The following is a 25,449-nucleotide window of genomic DNA, read 5'->3' on the forward strand; positions in this document are numbered from 1 at the left end:
GTGTTAGTAACTTAGCCGTTGTTGAGCAGTGGCGATGCCACTGCCAAAAGCCCATTAAGCGTCAAACCAAGCTGCGAGTTGTTGCTGATAGGGCGTAATATCACCGATGTTATTTTTCACCCATTGTGGATTGTAATAAGTGTCTAAGTAACGCTCGCCACTGTCGCAAATTAAAGTGACGATGGCCCCGCCTTTATTTTGATTCTTCATTTTCTCTGCACTCGTTAAAGCCCCCCACAGGTTAGTGCCTGTCGATGGCCCCGCTTTACGGCCTGTGAATTGTTCGAGCCATAACATCGCCGCGATACTGGCCGCATCCGGCACCCGCATCATATGGTCAATGACATCGGGCTGAAAAGACTTCTCTACTTTGGGTCGACCTATCCCTTCGATTCGACTAGAACGGCCAGTGCAAAGTGACTCGTTGCGTGTTTGATAGCCTTCATAAAAAGCGGAAAATTCAGGGTCTACAACCATGAGTTCAGTTTCATAGCCTTTGTAAAGTATGTAGCGGCCGAGTGTGGCAGAAGTCCCGCCGGTTCCCGCGCCCATGACGACAAGGCTAGGGACTGGATAGGGCTCACACTTCATTTGGTTAAAAATACTTTCGGCGATGTTATTATTACCACGCCAGTCCGTTGCACGCTCTGCATACATAAATTGATCCATAAAGTAGCCGTTGCACTGTTGTGCAAGCGCCACTGCGGTGTCATGCATTTGTGTTGCACACTCCACAAAGTGGCATTGTCCGCCATAAAATTGAATTTGATCTATCTTACTTTGCGCCGTTGAAGCAGGCATAACCGCAATAAATGGGACACCTATCATTTGCGCAAAATACGCTTCAGACACAGCTGTACTGCCAGAAGAGGCTTCGATGACGGTGGTGTTTTCTTTGATTTTGCCATTGCATAGTGCATACAAAAACAGTGAACGGGCAAGGCGATGTTTTAAACTACCCGTTGGATGAGTGCTTTCGTCTTTGAGGTATAAATAAATATCATTAAACTGAGGTAGCTGAAATTTAAATAAATGCGTATCAGCAGAGCGATTCTGATCGGCTTCTATTTTTGCAATACTTTGCTTTACCCAGCTTTTCATATTTACCTACTCCTATTGTGTGTGATTTAAAATCGTGAACTTAATATTCTTTTTGGTTATAACTTATTCTATATGTAATTGGGATAGAATTTAAGCTTTATTTTTAGCCACTCTCCGTTGTCAGTATTTGGCTTTGTTACTTTTTGTAGCAATTTGCTTAGCCACAAAGACACGGTGTTCTTTTTAATCATGATATGAATATGGCACACTGAACACATAAAGAGATATCAACCCTATTTAATGGTTAGAAAAGGAAGCAGTTTGAGCAATACAACCCCAGCAAAGCAGCAAAAAGCCATTGCCAGTTTGTTACCCATTGTGGCATTTATTAAACCCTATAAATGGGTTGCCATGTTGGCGTTGTTGGTTTTATTAATTACCGCAGGGCTCAATTTGTCCATTGGTCAAGGTGTGAAATTTGTCATTGATAGCGGCTTTATTGCTGGGTCCAAAGCGCAATTGACACAAGCTATTTCTGGGTTAGTAGTTTTGATCTCTTTAGTGGCTGTTGGGACGTTTTGTCGATTTTATTTGATGAGTTGGCTTGGAGAGCGCGTTAGCGCCGATATTCGTAAAGCGGTATTTAATCAAATCGTACACCTTCATCCGAGTTACTTTGAAGAGAATCGCAGTGGTGAGATGATGTCTCGTTTGACCACGGATACAACTTTGCTGCAATCTATCGTCGGGTCTTCTTTTTCGATGGCACTGCGCAGTGCATTAGTGCTGTTCGGTGGTTTGATCATGCTGCTTGTTACCAATTTTAAGCTGACTTTGCTGGTGGTAGCCTGTGTGCCACTCACCTTAGTCCCCATTATGATTTTTGGCAAACGGGTGCGTAGGTTGTCTGAAAATAACCAAAGTGCTATCGCTGATATCAGCACGTATGCAGGTGAGATCATTCAGCATATTAAAGTAGTGCAAAGTTACACCCATGAAGAAAAAGAAAAACACGCTTTTGGCGGTGAGGTTGAAAAAGCGTTTAACGTGGCTCGGCAAAGCATTAAGCAGCGTTCTTTTTTAATCGCAGCAGTCATATTCCTGACCTTTGGCGCCATCAGCGTGATGCTATGGGTGGGGGGGATGGATGTGTTAGAGGGGCGCATGACGGGCGGTGAGTTAGGCGCTTTCATCTTTTATGCAATTATGGTCGCGATGTCGGTGGCGACCATTGCTGAAGTATACGGAGAGTTACAACGCGCAGCAGGCGCAGCCAGTCGTTTACTTGAATTGTTAAAAATTGATAGTGCCATCAAAGATGTTGATGAGCCCGTTGAAATGCAGCATACCGGCGAAGTGAGTATTGCCTTTAACAATGTGGACTTCTACTACCCATCAAGACCGGACACTCCTGCGCTCAAAGGTATCAATTTATCTATTGCGAAAGGAAAAGTTGTCGCTTTGGTTGGGCCGTCAGGCGCAGGGAAAACGACTTTATTTGAACTCCTTCAACGCTTTTATGATCCTCAACAAGGGGATATAAAATTCAATAATGAAGTACTCACTCAGGTGTCACTTAATGCACTGCGCCACTCGATGGGGATGGTGCCACAGCACCCAGTCTTATTTAGCTCTGACGTTTGGCACAATATTCGTTATGGCAATCCTGATGCCTCAGATGAGCAAGTGATAGAGGCGGCAAAGCGTGCTCATGCTCATGACTTTATAGTGCAACTTCCCGATGGTTATGGCAGCTTTTTGGGGGAGCAGGGAGTGAGATTGTCCGGCGGTCAAAAACAGCGTATCGCAATTGCGCGCGCTATTTTAAAAGATCCTGAGGTTTTGTTGTTGGACGAAGCAACCAGTGCATTGGATGCGCAGAGTGAATTTCACGTGCAAGCGGCACTTAATGAATTAATGCAAAACAGGACGACTCTGATTATTGCACATCGCTTGGCAACCGTGACCCATGCGGATGTGATTGTGGTGATGGATAAAGGTCAAATTGTTGATATGGGGACACATCAGGACTTACTTGAAAGCTCTGTACTGTATCAAAGACTGTGTGAATTACAGTTTGATAAAGCACAGAGTATTGAAGGGGTGACAACTTAAAATTGGTAGATAAAATTACCATTAACAAGTGTGTCATCTTCGTTGCGGTTGAACCAATTTGAGCGACTATGAACGACCTCAAATGAACCTAGAAAGCTTTTTGTGAACGCATACTCAAGGCTCAGGCTAACACCAAATGCAGAGCCATCATCTGAAAAGTGGTTTAGTGTGCATTCAGCTGCGTATTGCTCACCACAGCCATTGTATGTTGTTCGGTAATAAGTGCCATCAATCTCGCCAGTTTGGTAAAATACACTGCCATATAAAAGCGTTTCTTCTGATAAGCGGTAGCCAGTTATCCACGCAATATCAATAAGATCATGATCTAAATCCCAAGCTCTGCTGGTCGCAGGGGAGAGGTTACTCTCCTCTTTACTCTCTACACCAGACTCGTGATCAGATAAATAACCAAGTGTAATAGCATGAGAAACGTTACCGGCCTGCGATGTTTCTGCATGCTGTCCTGAAAACTGATACTTTAAAGTTGCTTTGACAGCCTTACCTGTTTGGTATTTAGCTGAAAAGCCAGCACCAAGAGACATTTCACCGCTAACGAAAAGGCCTGTATCGTTTGACTTCAGTGGCGCATTACCAATTGGAATTGGCTGGCCTTTATCTAGACCGATTGCCAGTTTTACATGGAAAGGTTGACTGTGTACTTCTGGGCTATCTAATCGAACTGATCCGGTGTCAGCTTCCGGGGTTGAAGTACAGCCTGATAGTATGACTAAAGAGGCTAAGGCTGCGGCACATTTTTTCATATTATTCTGATCCTTGGTAAATTTAAAAATGAGAATTATTGCGGTTTTGGATGGTATCGGATTTTCCCATAATAGCAACAAGGTTAATTGGAAATAGACGGTTTTATGAAAAACGCCATCTGTATGGATAAAGGTCATGTTCTTGATATGGGTACGCATTGAGGGGGCTTGACAGCGCTGTACTTTATCAAAGGTTGTGTGAGTTGAACTTGATAAAGCACAGAGTGTTGAGAATATGGCTACTTAAAATTGGTAGGTAATACTTCCATTAACGAGCGTGTCATTTTCGTTGCGATTAAACCAATTAGTGCGACTGTGTGAGACTTCGATTGAATAGAGCAAACTTTGTGTAATTGCATATTCAAAACTGACACTAAGGCCATATGCAGATCCATCATCTGAAAAGTGATTTAGGACACATTCTGGCACTCGCGATTCGATGCAGCCCTTAAGGTTGGTACGATAGTAAGCGCCATCGATTTCACCAAATTGATAAAATGCGCTGCCGTATATAAGTGCCTCTTCTGATAGGCGATAACCTGTTATCCAAGCAATATCAATAAGGTCATGGTCAAGTTCCCAATCTATAGAGTGGGAGTTGTCGTTCTTATCTTGGCTACCTGACTCTTGGTCAGATAAATATCCAAGTGCAATGGCATGAGAGATATTACCAGCTTGTGCTGTTTCTGCATGCTGTCCAGCAAACTGGTATTTTATTGCGCCTTTAACCGCTTTACCTACTTGGTACTTAGCAGAAAAGCCGCCTCCTAGAGACATCTCTATACTGGCGTAATGCCCCACGTCATCTGAACCAAGTGGCGTACCATCGATTGGTATTGCGCGGCCTTTATCTGTGCCCACTGCCAATTTTACATTGAAGGGTTGACTGTGTACTTCCGGACTATCTAAGCGAACTGAACCTGGGTCGGCCTCTGGTGGTGTCGATTGGCAACCGCTTAGGACGATAATGAAGCCTAAAGCTGCAGTACATTTTTTCATATACTTCTGATCCCTATTGAGATTTTAAATGAAATTATTGCGGCTGTGGATAGTATCGACTTTTCCTGTATTAGCAACAGAAAGAAATGAAAATAGGCGATTTAATAAAAAACGTCATCTCGTTTAGTTCAGGTTGAGGTAAGATGGGATCAGAGAGTCAACTTGTTGGTGACTTATCAAAAAAGGAAAGGCAATGAAAAAATACATGGTATTAGCAATGGGGTTATTGCTCACAGGCTGCTCTGACAGTGAGGTCGGCGATGTTTCATTGGGCTTGTTTACACTAAAAGATATTAAATTAGACTCCATGATTGATCCTGTGGTGACAGGAGTGACATGTCATGTTGCCAGCGTTGAAGCAGACTTGAGCTTATCTGATCCCAGTGATAGCGCTATTTCATGCCGCCAAACGGGTGAGATCACACTGTCTATGATTGCCACTATCGATAAATCTAAATCTGGTGAAGTGGTATTTAAAAAGTCCAAGAGTATTTTTTTTAAAAGTATGAAAGTGCGTCGTATTTATGATGCCAAAAGCCAAACACTGATGTATTTATCTTATAGTACTAAAGAAACATCAGGCAGCTTTAAGCATAGTTTATCAACGGTGCCTTTGTGGGGCACTCAGGCTTACGTCGCAATAAAAGGCGAGCAATAAATGACTTTCATGGCCGAATCGTGTTCGGCCATGACGAAGCGTTACTTCTCACCTAACACTTCAAACTCGTCATAAATGAGGCGTGCCTGTCCATCTTTTTCGACGATCCAGTGCTCTTTATGCACAACGCCATAGGCTTTATTCATGGTCCACTTTGACGTCAAAATGTAGCCGCCATTAGGGCTTACTTGCCAATCAACCTCACTGTACTCAACACGGTTAAAACCTTGATTCATGATGTCTTGCCAAAATTGGGCAATTTGCGCGCGACCTGTAAACTCGCCAAAAGGCAAGGCTTTCATCGTTGCGTGTTCAGTATATTGTTGTGCACAGGCCTGCGCATCTTGACGGTTGAATGCGTCTTGCCATGCAGCAATACCGGCTTTACATAGCGCTAGTTGTGTTGTGTTTATGCTCATTTTAATGCTCCGTGAAATTAAACTTGTGTTAGATTAGCGTGCTAATTAAATTAGAAAAACAATCTAAAAAGAACGCATTGTTTAATTGGGGTAAACAATTGATGAGTAAATTGCGCCATATGTCTTTATTTGCACAAATTGTAGAAAGTGGTTCTATCACCGCTGCTGCAGATACATTGGGATTGTCTAAGTCGGTGTTGAGTCAACATTTAAAAGCACTTGAACAAGACCTTGGGGTGATGCTGCTACGGCGTACGACAAGAAAGCAAAGCTTGACGGTGGCAGGGAAAGCTTTTTATGCGCAGTGCAAGTTAATCAACCAAACAGCTCAGCGAGCTTGGTTGGAAGCGACGCAATTCAATGAGATACCTAAAGGTAAAGTCAAGATCACGGCACCGAATGTTTTAATGACGACGTTAATAGCCCCAGCACTGGCCGCTGTTATTGCAGAGTACCCTGAACTTGAATTAGAGCTGGTGGCTGACGATCGGCAATTAGACTTGCAGGCACACTGTATTGATTTGGCAATCCGCGTGGGTCGTTCAGAGAATAGCGATGCGAAACAGCGCTGGATAGGGGAGTTTAAAGATGTGTTGTGTGCAGCGCCAATACTGCTGACTGGAAAGCCTCCTGAGAATTTAAGGTACATTGCCAATGGGTGGCAACCGCGACATATAGAGCATATTCTTACATCTGGAAAAGGACACGAAAAAGTGTTTTCTACCATTGCCAGTTGTAAAGTAAATACCTTTGAAACATGCTTCGCTATGATAGCTCAAGGGGCGGGAATAGGGCTTGTGCCAGAATTTAAGTTATCTGAATATACGACTCAATTATGCGAAGTTTTTCCTGGATATAGCTTGGCGCCAAATCCGGTTTTTGCATTACATACATTTGACCGGCAGGTGCCTTTGAGCCTTCGAGTGTGCTTGCAAGCCATTGAAAATAAACTAGCCCAAAGTATGGGCTAGTGGTGATTTAATGCATAGTGACTGATGAGACAAGTGTATAGGGTTGAAAATCCCGTTGTGGTACGTATATGGTGTAACCTCGGCTAGGGGCGGTGAAATACCCCCTGCCATCCTCATAGATGGTGACTTTGTCACTGGTGTCAAAGGCATTCACGAGGGTTTGTCCCGCCAAATCACTAAACCCAGTAGCGTGGGTACTGACCCAAACGCCTTTTCGCTCAGTGTCGTGGTTGTTTAATACGATAACGGCCCCCTGTTTGTGATGTTTACCAAATCGTCTGGCAACATAGACATGTTGCACGTCTCCATAGGGCGCACCTTGTTGAGAAAGTACAACTAATCCGCCATCCATATAAGTATTTCTGGCAAATATCAATTGCTTGATATCTTGATGCAAGCTGGCAGGTGCCTCTGTCGTGATGTGTGGCCTATGGTAATCGTGCTGTTTGACCCCAAAATAGTGGGAGTAGAAGACGGTCGGCTTACCTTCATGACTTAAAATATAGGCGTAGGGCAGTTTATGGTCTTTGCTTACCCATTTATCATGTTCTTTACCGGTATCATGGTTTTCAACAAAGGTGACTACCGACGTGCCAGGTAATTGATGACCGTGGCCATTTCTTACTAATCCTGCGTTATTGAGTGTGCGCATATCAAAGTTTTGATCTTGATTGCTCATTTGTGTAAGCACAGATTTTAGTGGGAAATCAAACGCATCAATGTCAGCACCAGCACTTTGAACCGTGTCTATCCACGATTTTATACTGCTGTCTCCTCCCCAATACTCAGCGACGACAAATGGCTGTTTACCACTGCTCTTAGGCAGGCTGTTAACCCACTTGGCAGCGAATTCCGGCTGAAACCCGCGTACAAAGTCGAGTCTAAAGCCATCAAAGTGGTGTTCTGTTTTAAGCCACTTCCCCCAATCAATTAATTTCTCTTGGACTCTAGGTGAAAAGGTGTTGGTATCATTACCAAAAAATTTGGTATTGGTGATCACTTCATCATTCCCCAAATCTCCAAGCCAATCGTTACCATCGACAGGATGAAAGTCACTATATCGCCAGCCATCATCGCTGCTCGGGTAGTTACCACCTGGTACTCGCTGAGGTGGTGCGATCCGTGTATTGGTGTAGGCATATAAATGTGAGTTGGTAATGTTGGTACTCACTTGGTTAGGTGCACGCTGTTGCCAAACTTCAACCGGAAAAAAGCCGTTATTTTGCGATGCATTAATCCAAGCTGTCGAACTATTCGGGTCGCCTTTTTTTGCCACGAGCTTAATGTAGAGCGTGGTTTTTTCAGGCACATTCAACCAATACTCGTCTACATCGGTTTGGTCAATAATTTGTCCTCTCAGCGAGGTATTTATACCAGGAAAAGCATTGCTACCGGGGCGTATTGGTGCGTAATGACCGTCATTGGGCTCTTGCTCCACATGGATGGTATCTGGCGTAATAGTGTGGTTAGCGTCTGTGATGCTCAGCGTATATCCTCTGGTACTGATGTGTTGGCTCCAAGGCATGGTTGAGCCATAGCCTTGGATCTTAATAAAGACACGCCCTTGTACATCTTTGAGCTGCCAGCTAATTTCATTGCTGGGATAGGCAACATGTAGGTGTTGATGCGCTTTACCCATTGCATACGCTTTGACGGCTGGGTTGATTTCACTGTCGTGTTCATTGCTATATATATGATTGAGGACTACATCAGCATAGACTTTGATATGGTGAGATTGAAGTGTGTTGATCATGTGTTTTAGTTCACTTTGGCTGCCAAAGCGCGTTTCGATAGTGCCTTTTTGTAAATAGCTACCAAGGTCATAGTGGTCGTATACGCCATAGCCCATATCGATAATACCCCAATTCCCTTTCGAAGGAGGCGGTATCCAAATACTGGCGAACCCAGCTTGAGATAAGCCTGGCGCTTGTTGCTTTAAGTGGTCCCACCAAATCCCATTTTTGTTCTCTTCATCTACAGGGACATCCCAATAAAAGCCTTGTAGCATCACATCATTGGTGGCAATGCATACTGATGAAGTTGAACTAAGTAGTACACTACAGAGGGCATATCGTACGAGCGTATATGGTTTTTCTTTCAGTAACTTAACGAGTGTGTTCATTTAAGCAGATCCTTGCACAAGCAAATTTAGCGTGTTTTTCATCCTATCAAGATAAACCTAGCATGCTTTGTCGGATTATCTCTTGAATACGTATGCATATGCATTGCACTGATATTTGCCTGAGGTATGCGTTATCAGGCTGATAAATCGTTTATATTTGCTGAGGTTTTATGGTTATGTTATACCGTATTAAATTGGTGTTTATTTAGGGACGGACTATGCGTATTGCAATATTACTGATTTTTCTCATATGGTTTCCCGCTAAAGGATTTGCTGTGCAAGAGGTAACCATACCACTTCGAGATACTACCAAGTTGGCGGCTACTGTTTACGTACCTGAACAGGCTCAAAGTCATACTGAAAAATATCCTGTTATTGTGCAATTTACACCGTATGGACGCGCGGAAGCGACGCAAAGAGGGGAGTATTTTAGTACGCATGGCTATATCTTTGTTGCTGTAGACAGTCGCGGTTTAGGCGATTCGCAGGGGCAGTTCACGCCTTTTTTAGATGAGGGGAGAGATGGTTATGATGTCATTGAATATTTGGCTAAACACCCTTTGAGTAATGGTAAAGTGGGTACTTTAGGTGGATCATATCGAGGGTTTACTCAATGGGCGATACAGAAATATCGACCGTCCTCATTACACTCAATGATTGCCATTGCTTCTGTATACCCGGGGTATGATTTTCCCATGCGAAATAATATCTTCTCAGATTATACGATCTCTTGGCTGGACTTTGTTTTATCTAAAGCAGACAGTAAGCGTTATGGCTCGGGAGATGGGTGGGATAATGCATATGTAAAGCAAAAGAATAGCGGCACGGCATTTAAGGATTTAGATGCGCAAAAAAATCATTTATCTGAGGTTTATCAAACTTGGCTAGCACATCCAAATTACGATATATATTGGTAAAATATGGTGCCTAATCGCAATGATTATGCGGCCATATCTACACCGATATTGTCCATCACGGGTCATTATGATGGTGATCAACGCGGCACATTAAAGTATTACAAACTTCATCAACAATGGGGAGATCCTAGCGTATTTGCACATCATTATTTAGTGATGGGACCTTGGGATCACAGTGGGACGAGAAAACCAAAAAGTCGGGTTCATGAAGCGCAATTTTCGTCCCATTCTTTGATTGATATGCCCAAGCTGTATTTAGAGTGGTTTGATTGGACTTTAAAAGGTGAGCGCAAACCAGCGTATTTACACTCACCCGTGATCCAATATGTGCAAAAGGCAGGGTATTGGTTTGGACAAGAACCACTGCAATCTGGCTCAAAAGGAGAGCGGGTCTTATTGCGCAACTTGCTGGTGAACACAGATACCAATCAGCAGGCTAAAAGTCGCTATGTGTATGATCCTAAAGCTGCGGTGACATTACCAATAAAATTGGATATGACAGGCACAGTCAACTTGCCTCAAAAGGGGGGCGATTATGTGGTTTTTGAAACCTCTTCATTGACCAAAACAAGCAGGTTGTTCGGCCAATTTAACGCCTCAATCTGGCTGAAAATGGATGTTGTGGATACAGATATCTACTTAGATGCGTTTGAAGTATGCAAAGATGAGGCTGTGCGTCTATTGAGCCAAGCATATCGGCGCGTTAAATATCGAGAAAGTTTATCTATGCCCGTTTCAACCCCCATCCAAACGCCTTTTGAGCTTAAGTTGGACGATTTTGATTGGGTGGCAAGGGACATCGAAAAAGGCTGCAAATTGAGGTTTATTCTTCGCTCAGCAAAATGGCATCATCAAAAGCATTTTAACAGTGGATTACCCGTGTCATTTCAAACCATGGCGCAAGCGACTGCCGCTACTATTAGCGTGTTGCACGATGAAAATTACCCCAGTTATGTTCACATACCTTGGTTAAAACCTAGCGTTGATGTGACGCAAACGGTGTCATTACCTTTGGTTCAATAGCGCATTAGGCGATGGGTAAACTGACATAAACGGATGTGCCAGATTGCTCATCACTGCGATATTCAATAAAGCCTTTTTGCTGCTCTGTGAGTACTTTAGCGGTATAAGTACCCAAACCTGAACGGCTGCCTTTGCCATGGGAGACAAACTTTTCTAAAAATTGATGCCGTATTTGTTGCGGAATGGGGTCTGAGTTGTGCACTTCAATAATGTGAAATTGGCTCTCAGTTTGGGCGCTGATGGTGACGGCTTTATTTTTTGTAGAGGCCTCCAAAGCGTTTTGTATTAAATGGGTGAATAACGCGAATAGGAGTTGCTGTTCTCCACGGATCTTTAAGTCAGCAGGCACAGAGTTGGTGATGTTGATTTGCTGATTAGAAATGATATGACTTAATCCTAGCAACACCTTATCTAATAGGTTGTGTATGGCCTGTGTAGTGGGCTTCAATTCATATTCATTACGTTCAATTTTTTGTAACGCTTGCATATTATCCAAGTGTAGTTGTAATTGCTGACAATTTTGCTGAATAAAGTCTAAATATTGCTGTGCTTTTTGGGGATCGTTTAAGTGGTTTGACAATGAGTTGCTGGCGGTTTGTATTTCTTTTATGGGCGAGACCACTTCTTGTTGGTTTACGGTATCAAATTGCTCCCTGAGTTTGGCATTTTCCATCATGGTATCTATTTGCGCACGCATCAGGCGATTAGAGTCGATGGCGCGGCAGTGTGCTTTTACCCGTGATCGCACAATGGACGGATTGGCCGGTTTGGTGATGTAGTCCACAGCCCCAAGCTCAAGGCCTTTTACAATATGTTCTGTTTGCTCTAATGCGGATAAAAATATCACCGTAATATGCTGCGTATTCGGATCGGCTTTAAGGCGCTTGCAGACTTCAATACCATCCATGTCTGGCATCATAATATCCAGTAGTACCAAATCAGGTTGTGGTTCCATAGCGCAAATTTGCAGTGCTTTTTTGCCATTGAGTGCCGCTTTAACTTTATAGTCTTTACGTAATATATCGCTGATCACTTTTATGTTGTCGGCAACATCATCGACCACTAATACTTGTGTGACATGTTCTTTTTGTTCTGATTGCTCAGTAGTTACTGCATTCATCGGCCGTACAGGCTTACTCAATGCCCGTTGTAAGCGGGATAATAAGATTTGGCTAGAGAAAGGCTTGACGATGTACTCGGATACTCCACTTTGAATAGCTTGCATTACGTTACTTTGATCTATGGTCGCAGAAGTCATTACAAAGGGGATTTGTGCTGTACGAGGATTGCTGCGCACATATTGTAGCAGTGAAATCCCCTCTAATTTGGGCAACTTCCATTCAGATATGATCAGCTGGATGTCGTTGTAGTTGAGTTTCTCCCTTGCATCTACTCCATTCGAGCTTTGGACCACAGTAACCTCTGGCGCAAGCTTCTTAGCTGTGCTGGCTATCATAGATCGAATGGTTTCGTGGGGTTCAACAATTAAAACCGTAATTGATTGATGATTGTCACTCCAAGACATAGAGTTCTCCGCGCCAAATTTGCTAAATGAAAATTACAGGCTAATTGACTGTCTTTGACACGCGACTACATAACTGAGTGATTGGTAGACAAAAATTAACTCTTCTTATTTTGCACATGTTATCGAAAAGTGTCTAATAATTATGCATACACTTACCCAATTTGAAAAGTACGCACTATGCTAACTGAGCATGAGGAAAGCACATGTTTCGGTTTGTCATTGAGATGAAGCAAGGAGTCAGATATGCGCCTTTGGCGGCTGTATGTAGTTTTACTTAGTTTTTGTGTTTACGCTGACTGTGCCATCGGCACAGATGAGGTAAAAGTAGAGGCTATTTCGGCCTACAATGGATTGGCCAATCCACAAATTTACGCGGTTTCGAAAGATCCTGAAGGGTTTATGTGGTTTGGCAGTGCGGATGGGGTGAAGCGTTATGATGGCTATCAATTTGTCAGCTTTAATCATAATCCGGATGATCCCAATTCTTTGTCAGCAAACAGCGTAGGGACGCTCCTTTTTGACAACCAAGGAAGATTGTGGGCGGGTACTTGGGGAGGTGGATTAAATTTATTTGTCCGAGAAAAGCAGCATTTTGTTCACTTTAAACATGATGAGCAGGATCCCACTTCACTCGGGGCCAATAAAGTGCAGACGTTGTTTGAAAGCCGTGATGGGACTTTATGGGTGGGTACTAATGGCGGAGGACTGAACCGACTAAAAGAAGATCTACAAAGCTTTGAACGCTTTATGCCACAACCAGATAACCCCTATAGCTTAGGCAGTGATCGGGTTTGGAGTATCAGTGAAGGCAGTAAGGGGGATATATGGGTTGGTACATCTAACGGTTTGTATCGACTGGATAGAAATACTGGTCAATTTCAAGGGTATGGGGTAGCGCCACAATCATTGGATCATGCTGAGGTGCGTCAGGTTTCAGTCGATGATCTCGGCAGGGTATGGGTGGCGACGCGTACCAGTTTTGGTTTGTTTAATCCCGAAACCGCAGAGTACCGCATATATAACTTGACGTCAGGCACGCTGCCGAGCGTGACGCGCTTACATCATTTTAATGAGGATATTTTATTAGCGACCTTTGCAGGGGTGTATCGTTTTTCTCCTCGCGAAAATGAATTTGTTCCTGTTGTTGAGGGTGGTGACCTTACATTATTACAAAATCGCGATGTGCGACAAATTTTGATAGATGACAGTGGACTACTCTGGGCCGCTACACGATATTCGGGTGTGCAAAAAGTGTTTCCTAACCCACCCGCATTTATTTCTTGGCAGAATTTTTTAAACGATCAATTGCTGTCAGGGTTATTTAATCAAGTGCTCACGATTGAAGATGCCAAGCATGGCGGTGTGTGGCTGGGGACAGGTCGTGGCTTGGTGCATTTTGATGGTAAGTCAAAGTTTACCCCATTTGCCGATGCACAAACATTACAAGGTAATTATCGATTACGTGTTCATAGCATGGCACGAGATCAAGCAGGTATGCTGTTTGCTGCAACTAGCTTTGGTTTGTATCGGGTCGATGAGGAAGCTAAATCCTTGAGCTTAGTACCATTACCTTGGTTGGAGGACGCGCGTCGCTCGGTAGAGCACATAAGCTTTGATAGGCAAGGTTACATTTGGGTCGTATTGTCAGGGAGAAGTGGTTTGACACGCCTTGATATTGAAACCAATCAAGTAGAACATTTCTTGAATGAACAAGACCTAGAGTTTACTTTCTATGACAGTGAAGGAATGATTTGGGCCGGCACCGATGGAGAGGGGGTGTTTAGACTTGATCCAAGCACTTCACGCTTTGTGCAGTATACAGCGCACGGAGAGCAAGTTGGCCCAAATGGCAATTATGTGACGCATGTGATGCAGCAAGGTGCGCAAATATGGCTGGCAACGAACTTGGGGATCTCGCGGTTCGATATTGCGACACAGCAGTTCAAACAGTATGAGAATACCGCTTCACAAGTGAACTTTGCAGTAAAATCAATCGCGCAAGACCGAGATGGTTTTTTGTGGTTTGCCAGCGCCAGTGGGGTGTTTAAATTTGATCCCACCTACGGTATTTTCCATCAATTTACCACCAATGACGGTTTAATAAATCACCATTTTTTAGCACGTTCTTTTATTTTTAATGATGAGCAAATTCTTTTTGGCAGCATTGATGGCATTACGGGGTTTAACCCCAAAGATGTAAAAGTCAACACCAGTGCCCCGCCTGTCGCATTCACTCGAGCGTTTATTGATGGTAAGCCGATAGAGATAACGAATGGTGAGATCCGCTTAGGTCATCGAGATAAAAACTTATCCATTCATTTCGCAGCGCTTGATTATCAAGCAACGGACGATAACCGCTACCGCACTTGGCTGGTGGGCTATCACGATAAGTGGAGCGCAATTACCCCAGAGCACATCGTTAACTATCGGGAATTACCGCCGGGTGAATATCGTTTCCGTGTCCAAGGCAGCAATAATCATGGTGTTTGGAATCAGGTGGGGATTGAGCTTAAGGTGATCAGTGTCCCTGCGTGGTATCAAACGATGTGGTTTCGTGTCTTAATGCCGGTGCTAGTGGTGCTTATTCTACTATTAGGGTTTTGGCTCAGAGTGAGGCAATTACGTGAAAATAGTATTGAGTTAGAGCGCAAAATTGCTCGCCGGACACGCGATATTGTGGTCTTAGGAGAAGTCGGTAAAGAAGTTGCTGCGACCTATGACATGCACGTGATAAGCGAAACTATCTATGCCCATCTCACTGATATATTGCATTGCGAATTTTTTGCTATAGGGGTGTTTTACCCTGAAAAACACTATATCGATTACATTTATGCGATGCAGCAAGGTGAGTTATATGAAGCTCTGGAAAGTCACACCAAAGTGGTGAGTAGTGCTGATGTCTATTGCGTATCGAGTGGGCAAGAGTTTTATGCGGCGACGGATGACCATTGGCAGAAGGTAGGGCTTAAAGCTTGTAACAATCTCTATGGTGAACAAACCAAGTCGGTATTTTGTGCCCCTCTCATTGTAGATGGCAAAGTTATAGGTGTGTTCACCGTACAATCAAATAAACAACGAGCGTACAAAGAAGTCCATTTAAACGTATTACGTTCAGTGGCTAACCATGTGGCCGTCGCACTGGCAAATTCACTGTCTTATAGTGAGTTAAAAGAGGCCGAGCAACGGCTTGATTTAGCAATGCAAGGGGCAAATGCCGGTACTTGGGAGTGGGATTGCCAAAGTGATCTGCTTGTCACCAATGGTATTTGGTCAACCATGCTGGGGTATCAAGAGGGTGAACTTGAGCTGCGTTATGGCGATACCATTAACCGCTGGCGCGAGCTGATCCATCCTGATGATCTCGCCATAGTCGAAAATGCGCTACAGGCCCATCTTTCAAAACAAACAGAGACATACCGCTGTGAGTTACGTATGAAAACGGCGGACGGGCAATGGAAGTGGATTTTGAGCATGGGGCAAAGTGTGTTTGTGAATCAAGATAGTCGGCGTAAGGAAATGTTTGGTATACATATGGATATATCCGACTCGAAAGGGTTAGAGGCGGCCTTAAAGCAAGCAAAAGAGCGTGCAGAGAGCGCCACGCAAGCCAAGTCTGATTTCTTATCCAACATGTCCCATGAAATCCGCACACCAATGAATGCCATTATTGGTATGAGTTACCTTGCGTTAGAAACCGATTTGAATTTTAAGCAGCGCAATTATGTCGAAAAGATCCATCGCAGTGCAGAATCGTTGTTAGGGATCATTAACGACATATTAGATTTTTCTAAAATTGAAGCGGGTAAGCTTGATATTGAGCAAGTTGAATTTTGTATTGAAGACACATTGCGTAGTGCTTTGGATTTGATTGCGGTTAAAGCAAAGGAGAAAGAGTTAGAGCTCTGTGCTCATATTGATCCTGCCGTGCCCAGCAAGCTAATAGGAGATCCGTTACGTTTATCACAAATTTTACTTAACCTTGGGAGTAATGCCGTTAAATTTACTGAGCAAGGCGGAGAGGTATTGGTAGATGTGCGTGTGGAGCAGCAATTGGCTGGAGAACTGACATTAAAGTTTGCTGTGGTTGACTCTGGCATCGGTATGTCAGAAGAGCAGCAAGCAAAGCTATTTAATTCTTTCTCGCAAGCTGATACTTCGACTACACGCAAATATGGTGGAACAGGCCTCGGATTGGCCATATGTAAAAAGCTGGTTGAATTAATGCATGGCGAGATCCATTGCCAAAGTGCACAGGGGGTAGGAAGCACATTTAGTTTCACACTGGTGCTTGATGATGCTTTGCATGAGCCCGAAGCCATTGACAAACTTGAATTAAGGCACGCGTTGATCATTGATGACAATTTCAGCGCCAGCCGTTATTTATCTTCCTGCCTATCGCGTTTTGATATTGAAGCGCACGCTTTAGCTTCTTCTGATATCGTTGATTTATCTAGTGTGCTGGTAGATAAAGATGTCATTTTCATCGATATGCGGCTTGAGCAAACACGGAATTATGTACAGCAGATACGCCACATAGACCCCCATGTGCCTTGTGTATTAATGCCGTTGTATGAAATGCAAAACGTGGATACCTATTTGCGTGAGTTTGAACGCAGTAGCTATGTAGTGAAACCATTTTTAGCTGAAGATGTGTACTTGGGTCTACAGCGCGCATTGGGTCTAAGTACTCAGCAGCTTGAGCACCATAATGAGCAAGGCGAGCACAAGCTACAACAGTTGGCTGGCGCGCGTTTGTTATTGGTTGAAGATAACGATCTAAACCAAGAGCTTGCGGTTACTCTGTTGACGAGTAAGGGGATTACAGTGGAGGTGGCCGAACATGGTCAGCAAGCCCTTGAGATGTTGGCAAACAGTCGTTTTGATGGTGTATTGATGGATTGCCAAATGCCAGTAATGGATGGATACACCGCGACACGTAAGATCAGGGAGCAAAGTCAATTTGAGTCTTTGCCTGTCATTGCGATGACAGCCAGCGTCATGATGGATAATCAAGAGGCTGCGCTTGCGTGTGGGATGAATGACATTATTAGTAAACCTCTGAATATAGATAAAATGTTTGCGACGCTAAGAAAGTGGATCGCTGTGTCTGAAGCAGCCAAAATTGATATTGTGCAGCCAAACGTGCAATCAGAAGCGGGCTATCCAGACATAGAAGGTATTGATTCGGGGATCGCAAAATCGATATCTCAAGGGGATGTCGCACTCTTTAAGCGTTTATTAATCCGGTTTGTTGATCGCCAGCAGCATTTCCATGCACACTTTGAAGAAGCGCTTGAACAGCAACATACCGATCCTGATGCGCCGATGCGCTGTGCACATACACTTAAAGGTACTGCAGGCAACATCGGTGCTACGTATGTGCAGTCAGCCGCTGGGGAGCTAGAGCAAATATGCGCTGATAAAGGCGAGTATACAGCTGCCTTAAATCAGGTCCATGAAAAGTTAGAGCCATTAATTTTTGCAATACAACAAGTGTTAAGTAGTGAGGGAACTGCGAGCGACTCTGACGCCGCAAAAAATGCGCACCTATCCGATCAGCAAGTCGCGGAAAAGTTAATTCAATTAACAGCATTACTTGAGGACTACGATACTGACGCAATAGATTTGGTGAGTGAGTTACTACCTATGTATGACGGCACACAATTTGTTGATAAATTTAAACGATTAGCGACATTAATTGATGACTATGACTTTGATACTGCCAAGGAATTACTCGCGCAAATTAAACCAGAACTCGAGGCTTCAGAGTCGTTCTAAGTTATTGTGGATAAGCGGGAGTAGGCCTTGAGTAAAGGTGCCAAGCGCGCCGCCAGTCAGGTATGTTGGCAAGGATGATAAGCGGCACGCTCAGCAAGTTTTGTAGATATGTTCATATCTTTTTTAAAAGATGCCGAACGTGCCAGTCAGGTATGTTGGGCAATGGTGACAAGCGGCACGTCCAGCAAATTTTGTAGGCATATTCATGTCTGTTATAGAGATGCCGAGCTTGCCAGTCAGGTATGTTGGCAAGGATGACAAGCGGCAAGCTCAGCAAGTTTTGTAGATATGTTCATATCTTTTTTAAAAGATGCCGAACGTGCCAGTCAGGTATGTTGGGCAATGGTGACAAGCGGCACGTCCAGCAAATTTTGTAGGCATATTCATGTCTGTTATAGAGATGCCGAGCTTGCCAGTCAGGTATGTTGGCAAGGATGACAAGCGGCAAGCTCAGCAAATTTTGTTGATATGTTTATATCTTTTGTAAAAGATGCTGAACGTACCAGTCAGGTTTGTTGGGCAAAGGTGACAAGCGGCACGTTCAGCAAATATTGTAGACATATTCATGTCTGTTATAGAGGTGCCGAGCGCGCCAGTCAGGTATGTTGGCAAGGATGACAAGCGGCACGCTCAGCAAAACTATTGAAGTCCTATCAGCTTCGTAAAAATGCTGAGCGTACCTGTCAAAGAGTATCTGACAAGGTGGTACGCTCAGCGAGACGATTACATTACAACCTACTTTGTATGAGCCCTTTGGTATGCTGACTGGGTCACGTAGTGATGGTTATTGAGTTCGTGGCGAAGTACCGCATCATTTAAGTAAGAAAAAGTCTTCGGTCGGCCAGCGCTATCCAGTGCACCGTCATTTTCTATGCTGTTTTCAATGATAAGGTGTGCAGATTGGGTGTTGATCGCATATAGCTTCAGTGCGTAGCTACCCGGGTGGACAATTAAATTCCCTTTGTAAGCATGTGCCAAACCGTTGCTTATGCTGTTATCTTGCTGAGCCGCATTACGAGCAAAGATGCCGTTTTCACCCGCGTACATAATATGGTTGTTCAGTACTTTAATTCCATCTCCATCAATCATCATACCGTTGCCGCCACTGCGGTAGATCAAATTACTTCTTACCTCGACATTGTCGCCGCCGACTTGAATGCCGGTATTTTGCCAGTGTGGATCAAAGGGACTAACACCTGTGCGATAAATAGTGTTGTTGGTAATGTACGCATTACTTTCTACAGAATTAAGCTGTATGCCATCAGCCGCGATATTCTCTAGTTTATTATCAAAAATATGCACATCTTGGATTTTGTGGGGGTAGACAGTCGTTAAGGCGTTGTCACACATTAGAGTGCGTGATTTACCAGTATAACCAATATACATGCCCTCACCACTTTCGGTGTCGTGAATATAGTTATTGTGAATGCGAAGGCCTGTCATGGTAAAGTTTTCAGCCCATGTACGCGTATCGCAAGTCGGATCTGTTTTTATCAACATACCCGCAAATCTGGCACGATAAATCTCTAAGTGATCAATTTCGACGTGTTCACTTAACCCGCCAACACCTAATGTGCCACCTAGTCTCAAACCATATTCTGACTCCCCTTCAACGGCATTGGATGTGAGCCTGAGCCATTGACTGTTTTCAATTGCAATACTGTATTCGTAAGGTGTGAATGTGACGACACCGTTCTGATTACGAATGATGATGGGGGCTGATGCGGAACCATGCACATTTTTCACTCTGAGTGGGCCTCGCATTCCTGATTCGAGGCACAGTGTATCACCAGGGTTAAGCGACATATTATTGCCATCTATTAAATGTTGTTGACTGCTAATGTAATGATCACATTGTAAGTTAGAGGTCTTATCAATTTTGTTTTTCTGTGTGATGACGGTTGCAAAACTAGGTGCAGCTATGAGTATATTAATCAGCAATACAGCTGTGTTAGTGGTTTTTTTTGTATTCGTCATTGGACACTCCATTATCAAATGTTTGAATTTATTGTTGATTCAAAGTGAATAAGAATTTGCGTTTATATTGGTAACAACAAACAAAAAACACTAGAAAAATAGGGTAAATAAAGAGTAAAATTACTTTTACCGAAATTCGGTAAGTATTACCCTTTGATATATATGGATAAATTTTTTATGGATGAAAAAAAATTAAGTTTAGAAAAATGTAAAGGTTTATGGATTGGCGCTGTTTATGCAGATTTAAACACTAAAACTTTACACAAGGATGATTTGAGTCAGCCGTTGTCGGAGCTTTCTTTTTCGTTGCTTTTAACTTTAGTGGAGCATCAGCATAGTCCTTTGGCAGCAGACCAGCTGCAAAATAAAGTGTGGCAAGGTGTAGTGACAGGCAATGAAAATGTTAAGCAGCGGATCAGCATTCTCAGAAAAGCCTTTTTAGCCTTGGATGAACAAGAACACATTAAGAATATCCGGGGTAAAGGGTACTTACTCGCCCAACCTGTTAAGCTAGACTCTACCGAAAATACATTGAATGTTTGGCCATTTGTTATTAGTGGCTTGTTATTGATAGTGGTTTCAGCGGTGTGGCTGAGCTGGTTGTATTTGTCCACACCAAAAGTTTTGAAAAGTGAGCAATATCAACTGTCTGTGCATGCTGGAGACAGCATAACGTTGGCTAATAAAAAATCGGATTTAGCATTTTGCCTTGACGGTTTTGATGATTATGTTGAGGCGTTTGACTCTGAATTGGATGTCAGTACAGGAGACTTCTCATTGACAACGTGGGTAAAGACCTCATCGATTGGCCAGCACATTATTGTAGATAAGCGCTATGAGGACCAAGTATCTGATGTACAAGGTTACGCGTTTTATGTTGATGATGGATTCTTGGCATTGCAGCTTGCCGATGGAGATGGCAGTTGGTATTGCCAAGAGCCGGACTCCTCGTGCACGTTTTACGATTCTGAAGCCTTTGTTGCTGATGGGCAGTGGCATCATGTTGCTGTCAGTATCGATAGAGATCGCGCTAAAGGGATCCGCTTTTACCTTAATGGGAAACTTAATAGTGCGTTTGATCCAACTGGACGACAAGGCTCGCTCAGTAACGAAATGCCACTGAGGATTGGCAGTCGCTCTTCTTTTAAAACGGGGCTATTTAAAGGGGCAATCGGTGAAATTGCATTATATCATCGGGTACTGACCCCATCCGAAATTCGTCAACAGCATGTCATGGGTAATAGTCGTAGTTGTAGCGGCTCTGGAAGTAAAGGCGGCATTTAAACGAAGGCTTGTGGACAGAGTTGAACATTCCTGTCCATGTAATTCAATGAGGTAGCGTTGGTTATTTAGATTTTTTACGCTCCTCTAAAATGAGATTGATCATCTCTGTGCGGATCTCAGCTTCTTGTCCTTTTAGCTTTTGCAACTGCTGCTCAAGTATTTCTATTTGCTCTTCTTCTTTTGTATTTTTATAGGCTTGACTGCCAACATGTTCAGATAGCTGTTCGTTGTCAGTGAGCTGCTCGGCTGTTGCGGTGGGATCCTGATGGAATGTTAAAGTCCGTTGAAGTGGCGGCTTTTTGAGCTCATTGATTTCTTCTTGTAAGTTACGTATTTTTTCTTGTAGCAATTCAACGACTTTTTCCAAGTTTTCATACTGCTCTTTGAAGACTGGGTTTCGTCTTTTGTACCCTGCGGCCTCTTGGTCTAGCTCTTTGGTAATAATGGGTGGCTTTACTTCTTTTTCGTCGTTATTTTCTCTATATATCGAGGGAGTTTTAGGCGTTGGTTTGAGGATGTTATCAGGTAACGGCGTTGTTATTTTGTGGCGAGCGCCATATGAGGCGACTTGTGTTTCACTCTGATTTTGCTGTGACGTGATATGTGTATGCTGGAGGATTTTCGATAACATGATGATTCCTTATCAGTGTTTGCATGCCTGATCCTCTATATCGGCAAATCCACCTTTTTGTTGAGTCTAATAGGGATATACCTCCCATAGTTAAATTGCCGGGATAACCCGGCAATTTAACGCTATGCTGAGGCGCTACTTTTTATACAGCTCGAACCAAGCCAGTGTATGTTCAATTTTTGAAATCATACGAGAGGGGCGTCCTGCGATACCATGCGGTGCGCCAGGAACGCGTATCAAAACTGTATCCACTTTACGCAGTTTCAATGCTTGGTAAAATTGCTCAGACTCAGACATGGGCGTACGCCTGTCCAGCTCACCTGTCATGATCAATGATGGCGTCGTAACATTACCAACCAGCGATAATGGCGAACGTTGCCAATAATGCGCCAGATTTTCCCAAGGTAGTCCAGGGAATTGATTGCGGATTTGTCCAAGATAGCTATCGGCTGTCAGCACTTTACTGATCCAGTTAATAACAGGCTTAGTAATAGCGGCAGCATTGAATCTATCTGTTAAACCGACCGCATAAGCTGTCGCGATACCGCCTGCTGAACCGCCGGCGATAAAGAGATTGTTCTCATCGATAAAGCCTTTTGCAATGAGGGCATCAACAGCAGAGTTGTGATCTGCAAAGTCTTCTTTGGAGCTATATTTTCCATCTAAAAGCAGTGCAAAACGTTCACCATAGCTGGTCGAACCGCGGTAGTTGACGTAAACTACGACATATCCCTCAGCGGCATAACGTTGCAATTCAGCACTAAAGTGTGGGCCGTATGCTAAATGTGGTCCGCCATGGATCTCCACTAACAGAGGGTATTTTTTGGATTTATCAAAATTCGGAGGCGTGATATACCAGCCTTGGATCTGCTCGCCATCAAACGACGATTTATAGTTAAGCTCGTGTACTTCACCCAGTGTTCTATGTGTCAATAGATCTTGGTTTAATTGTGTTAGCGTGGTCGTTTTACCTTTACGCCAATAAGCAACATCGGCTGGTGCTTTACTGTTACCTTGGGTATAGGCTAATGCACCATTATTTGCCATAGTAAAATTGCCACTCACATAAGGGCGTCCAAGGGTCGTTCCTGAAACATCATTAACGATGGGTTTAACTTTGCCACGAGAGGAAACAGTTGCTAAGACGCGTTTACCTTGGTCATCATATTGAATTACAAAGTCACCTTTACCAGCCCACTGATAATCTGCAACAGAGCGATCTAGCTCATCGGTTAAGGTTTTAAGTTTACTGTCTTTAATCGACATTAAAGTTAACTGGTTATTGATGTAAGGTACAGGTGCATTACCGCGACTAATAAATGCCAGCTTATCCCCTCTGGTAGAGAAGGTTGGGCTGTATTCTGCACCGGGCAGATCAGTCAGTTGCGTGAGCGTTTGGTTAGTGACATTGACCTGATATAAGTCTGTCTCTGTTGTACGATATTCCCACTCAGGGTGTTGATCAGATGAGAAAACGATGTGTTGGTTATTAGGACTCCAAGCGAGTGGGCCTCTATGCTGGAAGTCACCTTTGGTTAATTGTCTTGGTGTGCCTCCATTTGCTGGCAAGACAAAAACATGTTTAAACGTAGGCTCTAAGTAGCCGCGTCCATCCGCTTGATATCTTGCTTTCTCAAAGATCTTAACGGGCTCTGACCACTCTGCGCCTTTTGGTTTGCTTGGTAATTTGACTGATTTTGCAAATTTAGACTTACCTTGAGGCACATTCATTGTAAACGCGAGATGTTCACCATCTGGCGACCACGTGATATCTCCAATGGCTTTTGGAAGCTGTGTTAATACTGCTTGTTTGTCTTGTGCTACCCAATAGACATGTAACTGGCGGGAGCCACTGCTGTTACTAGTGAAGGCAATTTTACTGCTGTCAGGAGACCAGCGAGGTTGACCATAACTATGGTGATCGGCAAATAGAGGATAGTGACTTTTTTTCGCGATGTCATATAACCAGAGTGTGCGCTTAGGCACATCATGCATAATGTCATAGCTACTGCGTTCATAAACGATTTTTTTACCGTCAGGGCTTATCTGTGTGCTCGCAGCGTATTCGAGTGCAAAGATATCATCAGATTTAAATGTTGTAGTACTCGCTGAACTGTCTGTTGAGGCAAGTGCGAGCAACACGCCGCTTAGGGCAAGAGTTGTGATTGGTTTCATAAGTAAAATCTATTATTTTTGATTGCTTCTAACATAAAAGTGAATCCTGTGATACACAAGTGTTATGAGATAGGCTGACCAAGCATGTAGTCGAATGGGACTCGCTTGATCGAAATCAAGTTTAGTCGAATTACCATTGTTGATAAGACTAAAGTAGTAGTTTTATGTCTGAATTGAATAATAAGCGCTGCGGGATAGGCAGCATCTAGATTGGTGATATAAAACCGTTCTTCAGACTGTTTATCATATTGCACTTTTCTGTTTAGTTAATAATCTTTTATTCCGTGAAAAATAAAATTTGGGGTAATTTATTTCTTGAGTTTCCGTTTTAAATGGATATCTTATGCTTACCACTTTGGTGGTATAAGCATTTAATTCAATAAGGAAATAATGATGAAACTTAATCTTAAAACAAAAAAGTTGGCAAATTTATCTCATAAAGTGGTGAGCCACCACCAGACTGACAAAGTGGCTGGTGGTGCCGTGATCACTGGTTGCTATTTTCCATGTAAGCCAGAAACACATACTGGTAAATAACCCCCATTTATGATCAAAGGACGTTGAGTTAGGTGCGAAGCTTCGCACCTATTTATATTGCAAGCCCATACACTTCGTTCATAACAGAGATTACGACTGTGATGAGTAGGCCGACTGTATGTAGCGTTCCATGAGAAATTGGGGAGCTTCAACGTCGTTAAAGCCAAATTGACGATACAAAGTATGTGCATCATGAGTTGCAAGTGTAAACCGTCTTAGCCCTTGCAATTGAGGGTGTGTGACAACTGCATCGATGAGTTGCTTACCATGCCCGACACCTCTATATGGCTCTAAAACAAACACATCGAGTAGATTGGCAAAGGTCGCATAGTCTGTGACGACCCGTGCAAATGCAATGAGTTGTGTGTTTTGTACTAGGGCAAAACAGAGCGAGTTTTCAAATGCGATGTGTAATTTCTCTTGTGATATCCCTTTGCTCCAATAACTTCTTTTAGATAAAAATTGATAGGCATCGTTAAACTGGGATTTTGTGAGTCGATTAACAAGCTGCATAAC

At 43.4% G+C, this 25,449-nt stretch carries 18 protein-coding genes; 8 read left to right on the plus strand and 10 right to left on the minus strand.

Going from position 1 to position 25,449, the window contains the following annotated elements:
• Positions 1-54: 54 nt before the first annotated feature.
• Positions 55-1,101 carry a PLP-dependent cysteine synthase family protein gene (locus N473_RS03425; RefSeq protein ID WP_063366731.1) on the minus strand — a complete coding sequence of 349 codons (1,047 nt, stop codon included), beginning with the start codon at positions 1,099-1,101 and terminating at the stop codon, positions 55-57.
• 240 nt (positions 1,102-1,341) lie between these two features.
• On the opposite strand from N473_RS03425, the gene N473_RS03430 reads away from it, so the two are divergent.
• Positions 1,342-3,156 (plus strand): ABC transporter transmembrane domain-containing protein, encoded by a 1,815-nt coding sequence (locus tag N473_RS03430; protein ID WP_081220929.1) that lies wholly within the window; start codon positions 1,342-1,344, stop codon positions 3,154-3,156.
• On the opposite strand, the gene N473_RS03435 is transcribed toward N473_RS03430, so the two are convergent.
• The gene (locus N473_RS03435) at positions 3,153-3,917 is read right to left on the minus strand and encodes a hypothetical protein (protein ID WP_063366733.1); all 765 of its coding nucleotides are present in this window, start codon (positions 3,915-3,917) and stop codon (positions 3,153-3,155) included. The two genes, N473_RS03430 and N473_RS03435, sit on opposite strands and share 4 nt — an antisense overlap.
• 243 nt (positions 3,918-4,160) lie before the next feature.
• Positions 4,161-4,916, minus strand: a complete 756-nt coding sequence (locus N473_RS03440; protein WP_063366734.1) for a hypothetical protein — start codon at positions 4,914-4,916, stop codon at positions 4,161-4,163.
• Between the two features lie 193 nt (positions 4,917-5,109).
• Here N473_RS03440 and N473_RS03445 point away from each other — a divergent pair, with 193 nt between their 5' ends.
• A complete protein-coding gene (locus N473_RS03445; RefSeq protein ID WP_063366735.1) occupies positions 5,110-5,574 on the plus strand; it encodes a CreA family protein in 465 nt (154 codons plus the stop codon).
• A gap of 41 nt (positions 5,575-5,615) precedes the next feature.
• Here the strand turns inward: N473_RS03445 and N473_RS03450 are convergent, their stop codons facing one another.
• Positions 5,616-5,993 carry a YybH family protein gene (locus N473_RS03450; RefSeq protein ID WP_063366736.1) on the minus strand — a complete coding sequence of 126 codons (378 nt, stop codon included), beginning with the start codon at positions 5,991-5,993 and terminating at the stop codon, positions 5,616-5,618.
• Positions 5,994-6,094: 101 nt separating this feature from the next.
• Here N473_RS03450 and N473_RS03455 point away from each other — a divergent pair, with 101 nt between their 5' ends.
• Positions 6,095-6,964: a LysR family transcriptional regulator gene (locus N473_RS03455; protein WP_063366915.1), complete on the plus strand. Its 870-nt coding sequence runs from the start codon at positions 6,095-6,097 to the stop codon at positions 6,962-6,964.
• A 7-nt stretch (positions 6,965-6,971) separates the two neighbouring features.
• Here the strand turns inward: N473_RS03455 and N473_RS03460 are convergent, their stop codons facing one another.
• Positions 6,972-9,086 (minus strand): alpha-amylase family glycosyl hydrolase, encoded by a 2,115-nt coding sequence (locus N473_RS03460; protein WP_063366737.1) that lies wholly within the window; start codon positions 9,084-9,086, stop codon positions 6,972-6,974.
• A gap of 218 nt (positions 9,087-9,304) precedes the next feature.
• Here N473_RS03460 and N473_RS03465 point away from each other — a divergent pair, with 218 nt between their 5' ends.
• Complete coding sequence (locus tag N473_RS03465) at positions 9,305-10,003, plus strand: CocE/NonD family hydrolase (RefSeq protein WP_063366738.1); 699 nt, start codon at positions 9,305-9,307, stop codon at positions 10,001-10,003.
• A gap of 3 nt (positions 10,004-10,006) precedes the next feature.
• A complete protein-coding gene (locus N473_RS03470; RefSeq protein WP_063366739.1) occupies positions 10,007-11,026 on the plus strand; it encodes a CocE/NonD family hydrolase in 1,020 nt (339 codons plus the stop codon).
• 4 nt (positions 11,027-11,030) lie between these two features.
• Here the strand turns inward: N473_RS03470 and N473_RS03475 are convergent, their stop codons facing one another.
• Positions 11,031-12,551 carry a response regulator gene (locus tag N473_RS03475; protein WP_063366740.1) on the minus strand — a complete coding sequence of 507 codons (1,521 nt, stop codon included), beginning with the start codon at positions 12,549-12,551 and terminating at the stop codon, positions 11,031-11,033.
• Positions 12,552-12,794: 243 nt separating this feature from the next.
• Here N473_RS03475 and N473_RS03480 point away from each other — a divergent pair, with 243 nt between their 5' ends.
• A complete protein-coding gene (locus tag N473_RS03480; RefSeq protein ID WP_063366741.1) occupies positions 12,795-18,329 on the plus strand; it encodes a response regulator in 5,535 nt (1,844 codons plus the stop codon).
• A 735-nt stretch (positions 18,330-19,064) separates the two neighbouring features.
• Here N473_RS03480 and N473_RS03485 read toward each other — a convergent pair.
• Positions 19,065-20,306 carry a right-handed parallel beta-helix repeat-containing protein gene (locus tag N473_RS03485; RefSeq protein WP_063366742.1) on the minus strand — a complete coding sequence of 414 codons (1,242 nt, stop codon included), beginning with the start codon at positions 20,304-20,306 and terminating at the stop codon, positions 19,065-19,067.
• A gap of 177 nt (positions 20,307-20,483) precedes the next feature.
• On the opposite strand from N473_RS03485, the gene N473_RS03490 reads away from it, so the two are divergent.
• Positions 20,484-21,590, plus strand: coding sequence for a LamG-like jellyroll fold domain-containing protein (locus N473_RS03490; protein WP_063366743.1), 1,107 nt, complete (start codon positions 20,484-20,486; stop codon positions 21,588-21,590).
• Between the two features lie 61 nt (positions 21,591-21,651).
• Here N473_RS03490 and N473_RS03495 read toward each other — a convergent pair whose 3' ends face one another.
• Together N473_RS03495 and N473_RS03500 are read right to left on the minus strand one after the other, a co-directional pair.
• Positions 21,652-22,221 carry a hypothetical protein gene (locus N473_RS03495; protein WP_063366744.1) on the minus strand — a complete coding sequence of 190 codons (570 nt, stop codon included), beginning with the start codon at positions 22,219-22,221 and terminating at the stop codon, positions 21,652-21,654.
• A 135-nt stretch (positions 22,222-22,356) separates the two neighbouring features.
• A complete protein-coding gene (locus N473_RS03500) occupies positions 22,357-24,396 on the minus strand; it encodes a S9 family peptidase (RefSeq protein ID WP_063366745.1) in 2,040 nt (679 codons plus the stop codon).
• Between the two features lie 390 nt (positions 24,397-24,786).
• On the opposite strand from N473_RS03500, the gene N473_RS26085 reads away from it, so the two are divergent.
• Entirely contained in the window at positions 24,787-24,933 is a 147-nt protein-coding gene (locus N473_RS26085) for a hypothetical protein (RefSeq protein WP_155735523.1), read from the plus strand.
• Positions 24,934-25,023: 90 nt separating this feature from the next.
• On the opposite strand, the gene N473_RS03505 is transcribed toward N473_RS26085, so the two are convergent.
• The gene (locus tag N473_RS03505; protein ID WP_063366746.1) at positions 25,024-25,446 is read right to left on the minus strand and encodes a GNAT family N-acetyltransferase; all 423 of its coding nucleotides are present in this window, start codon (positions 25,444-25,446) and stop codon (positions 25,024-25,026) included.
• Positions 25,447-25,449 lie beyond the last annotated feature (3 nt).

This window comes from Pseudoalteromonas luteoviolacea CPMOR-1, from assembly GCF_001625685.1.
In the GTDB taxonomy this organism is placed as follows: domain Bacteria; phylum Pseudomonadota; class Gammaproteobacteria; order Enterobacterales; family Alteromonadaceae; genus Pseudoalteromonas; species Pseudoalteromonas luteoviolacea_K.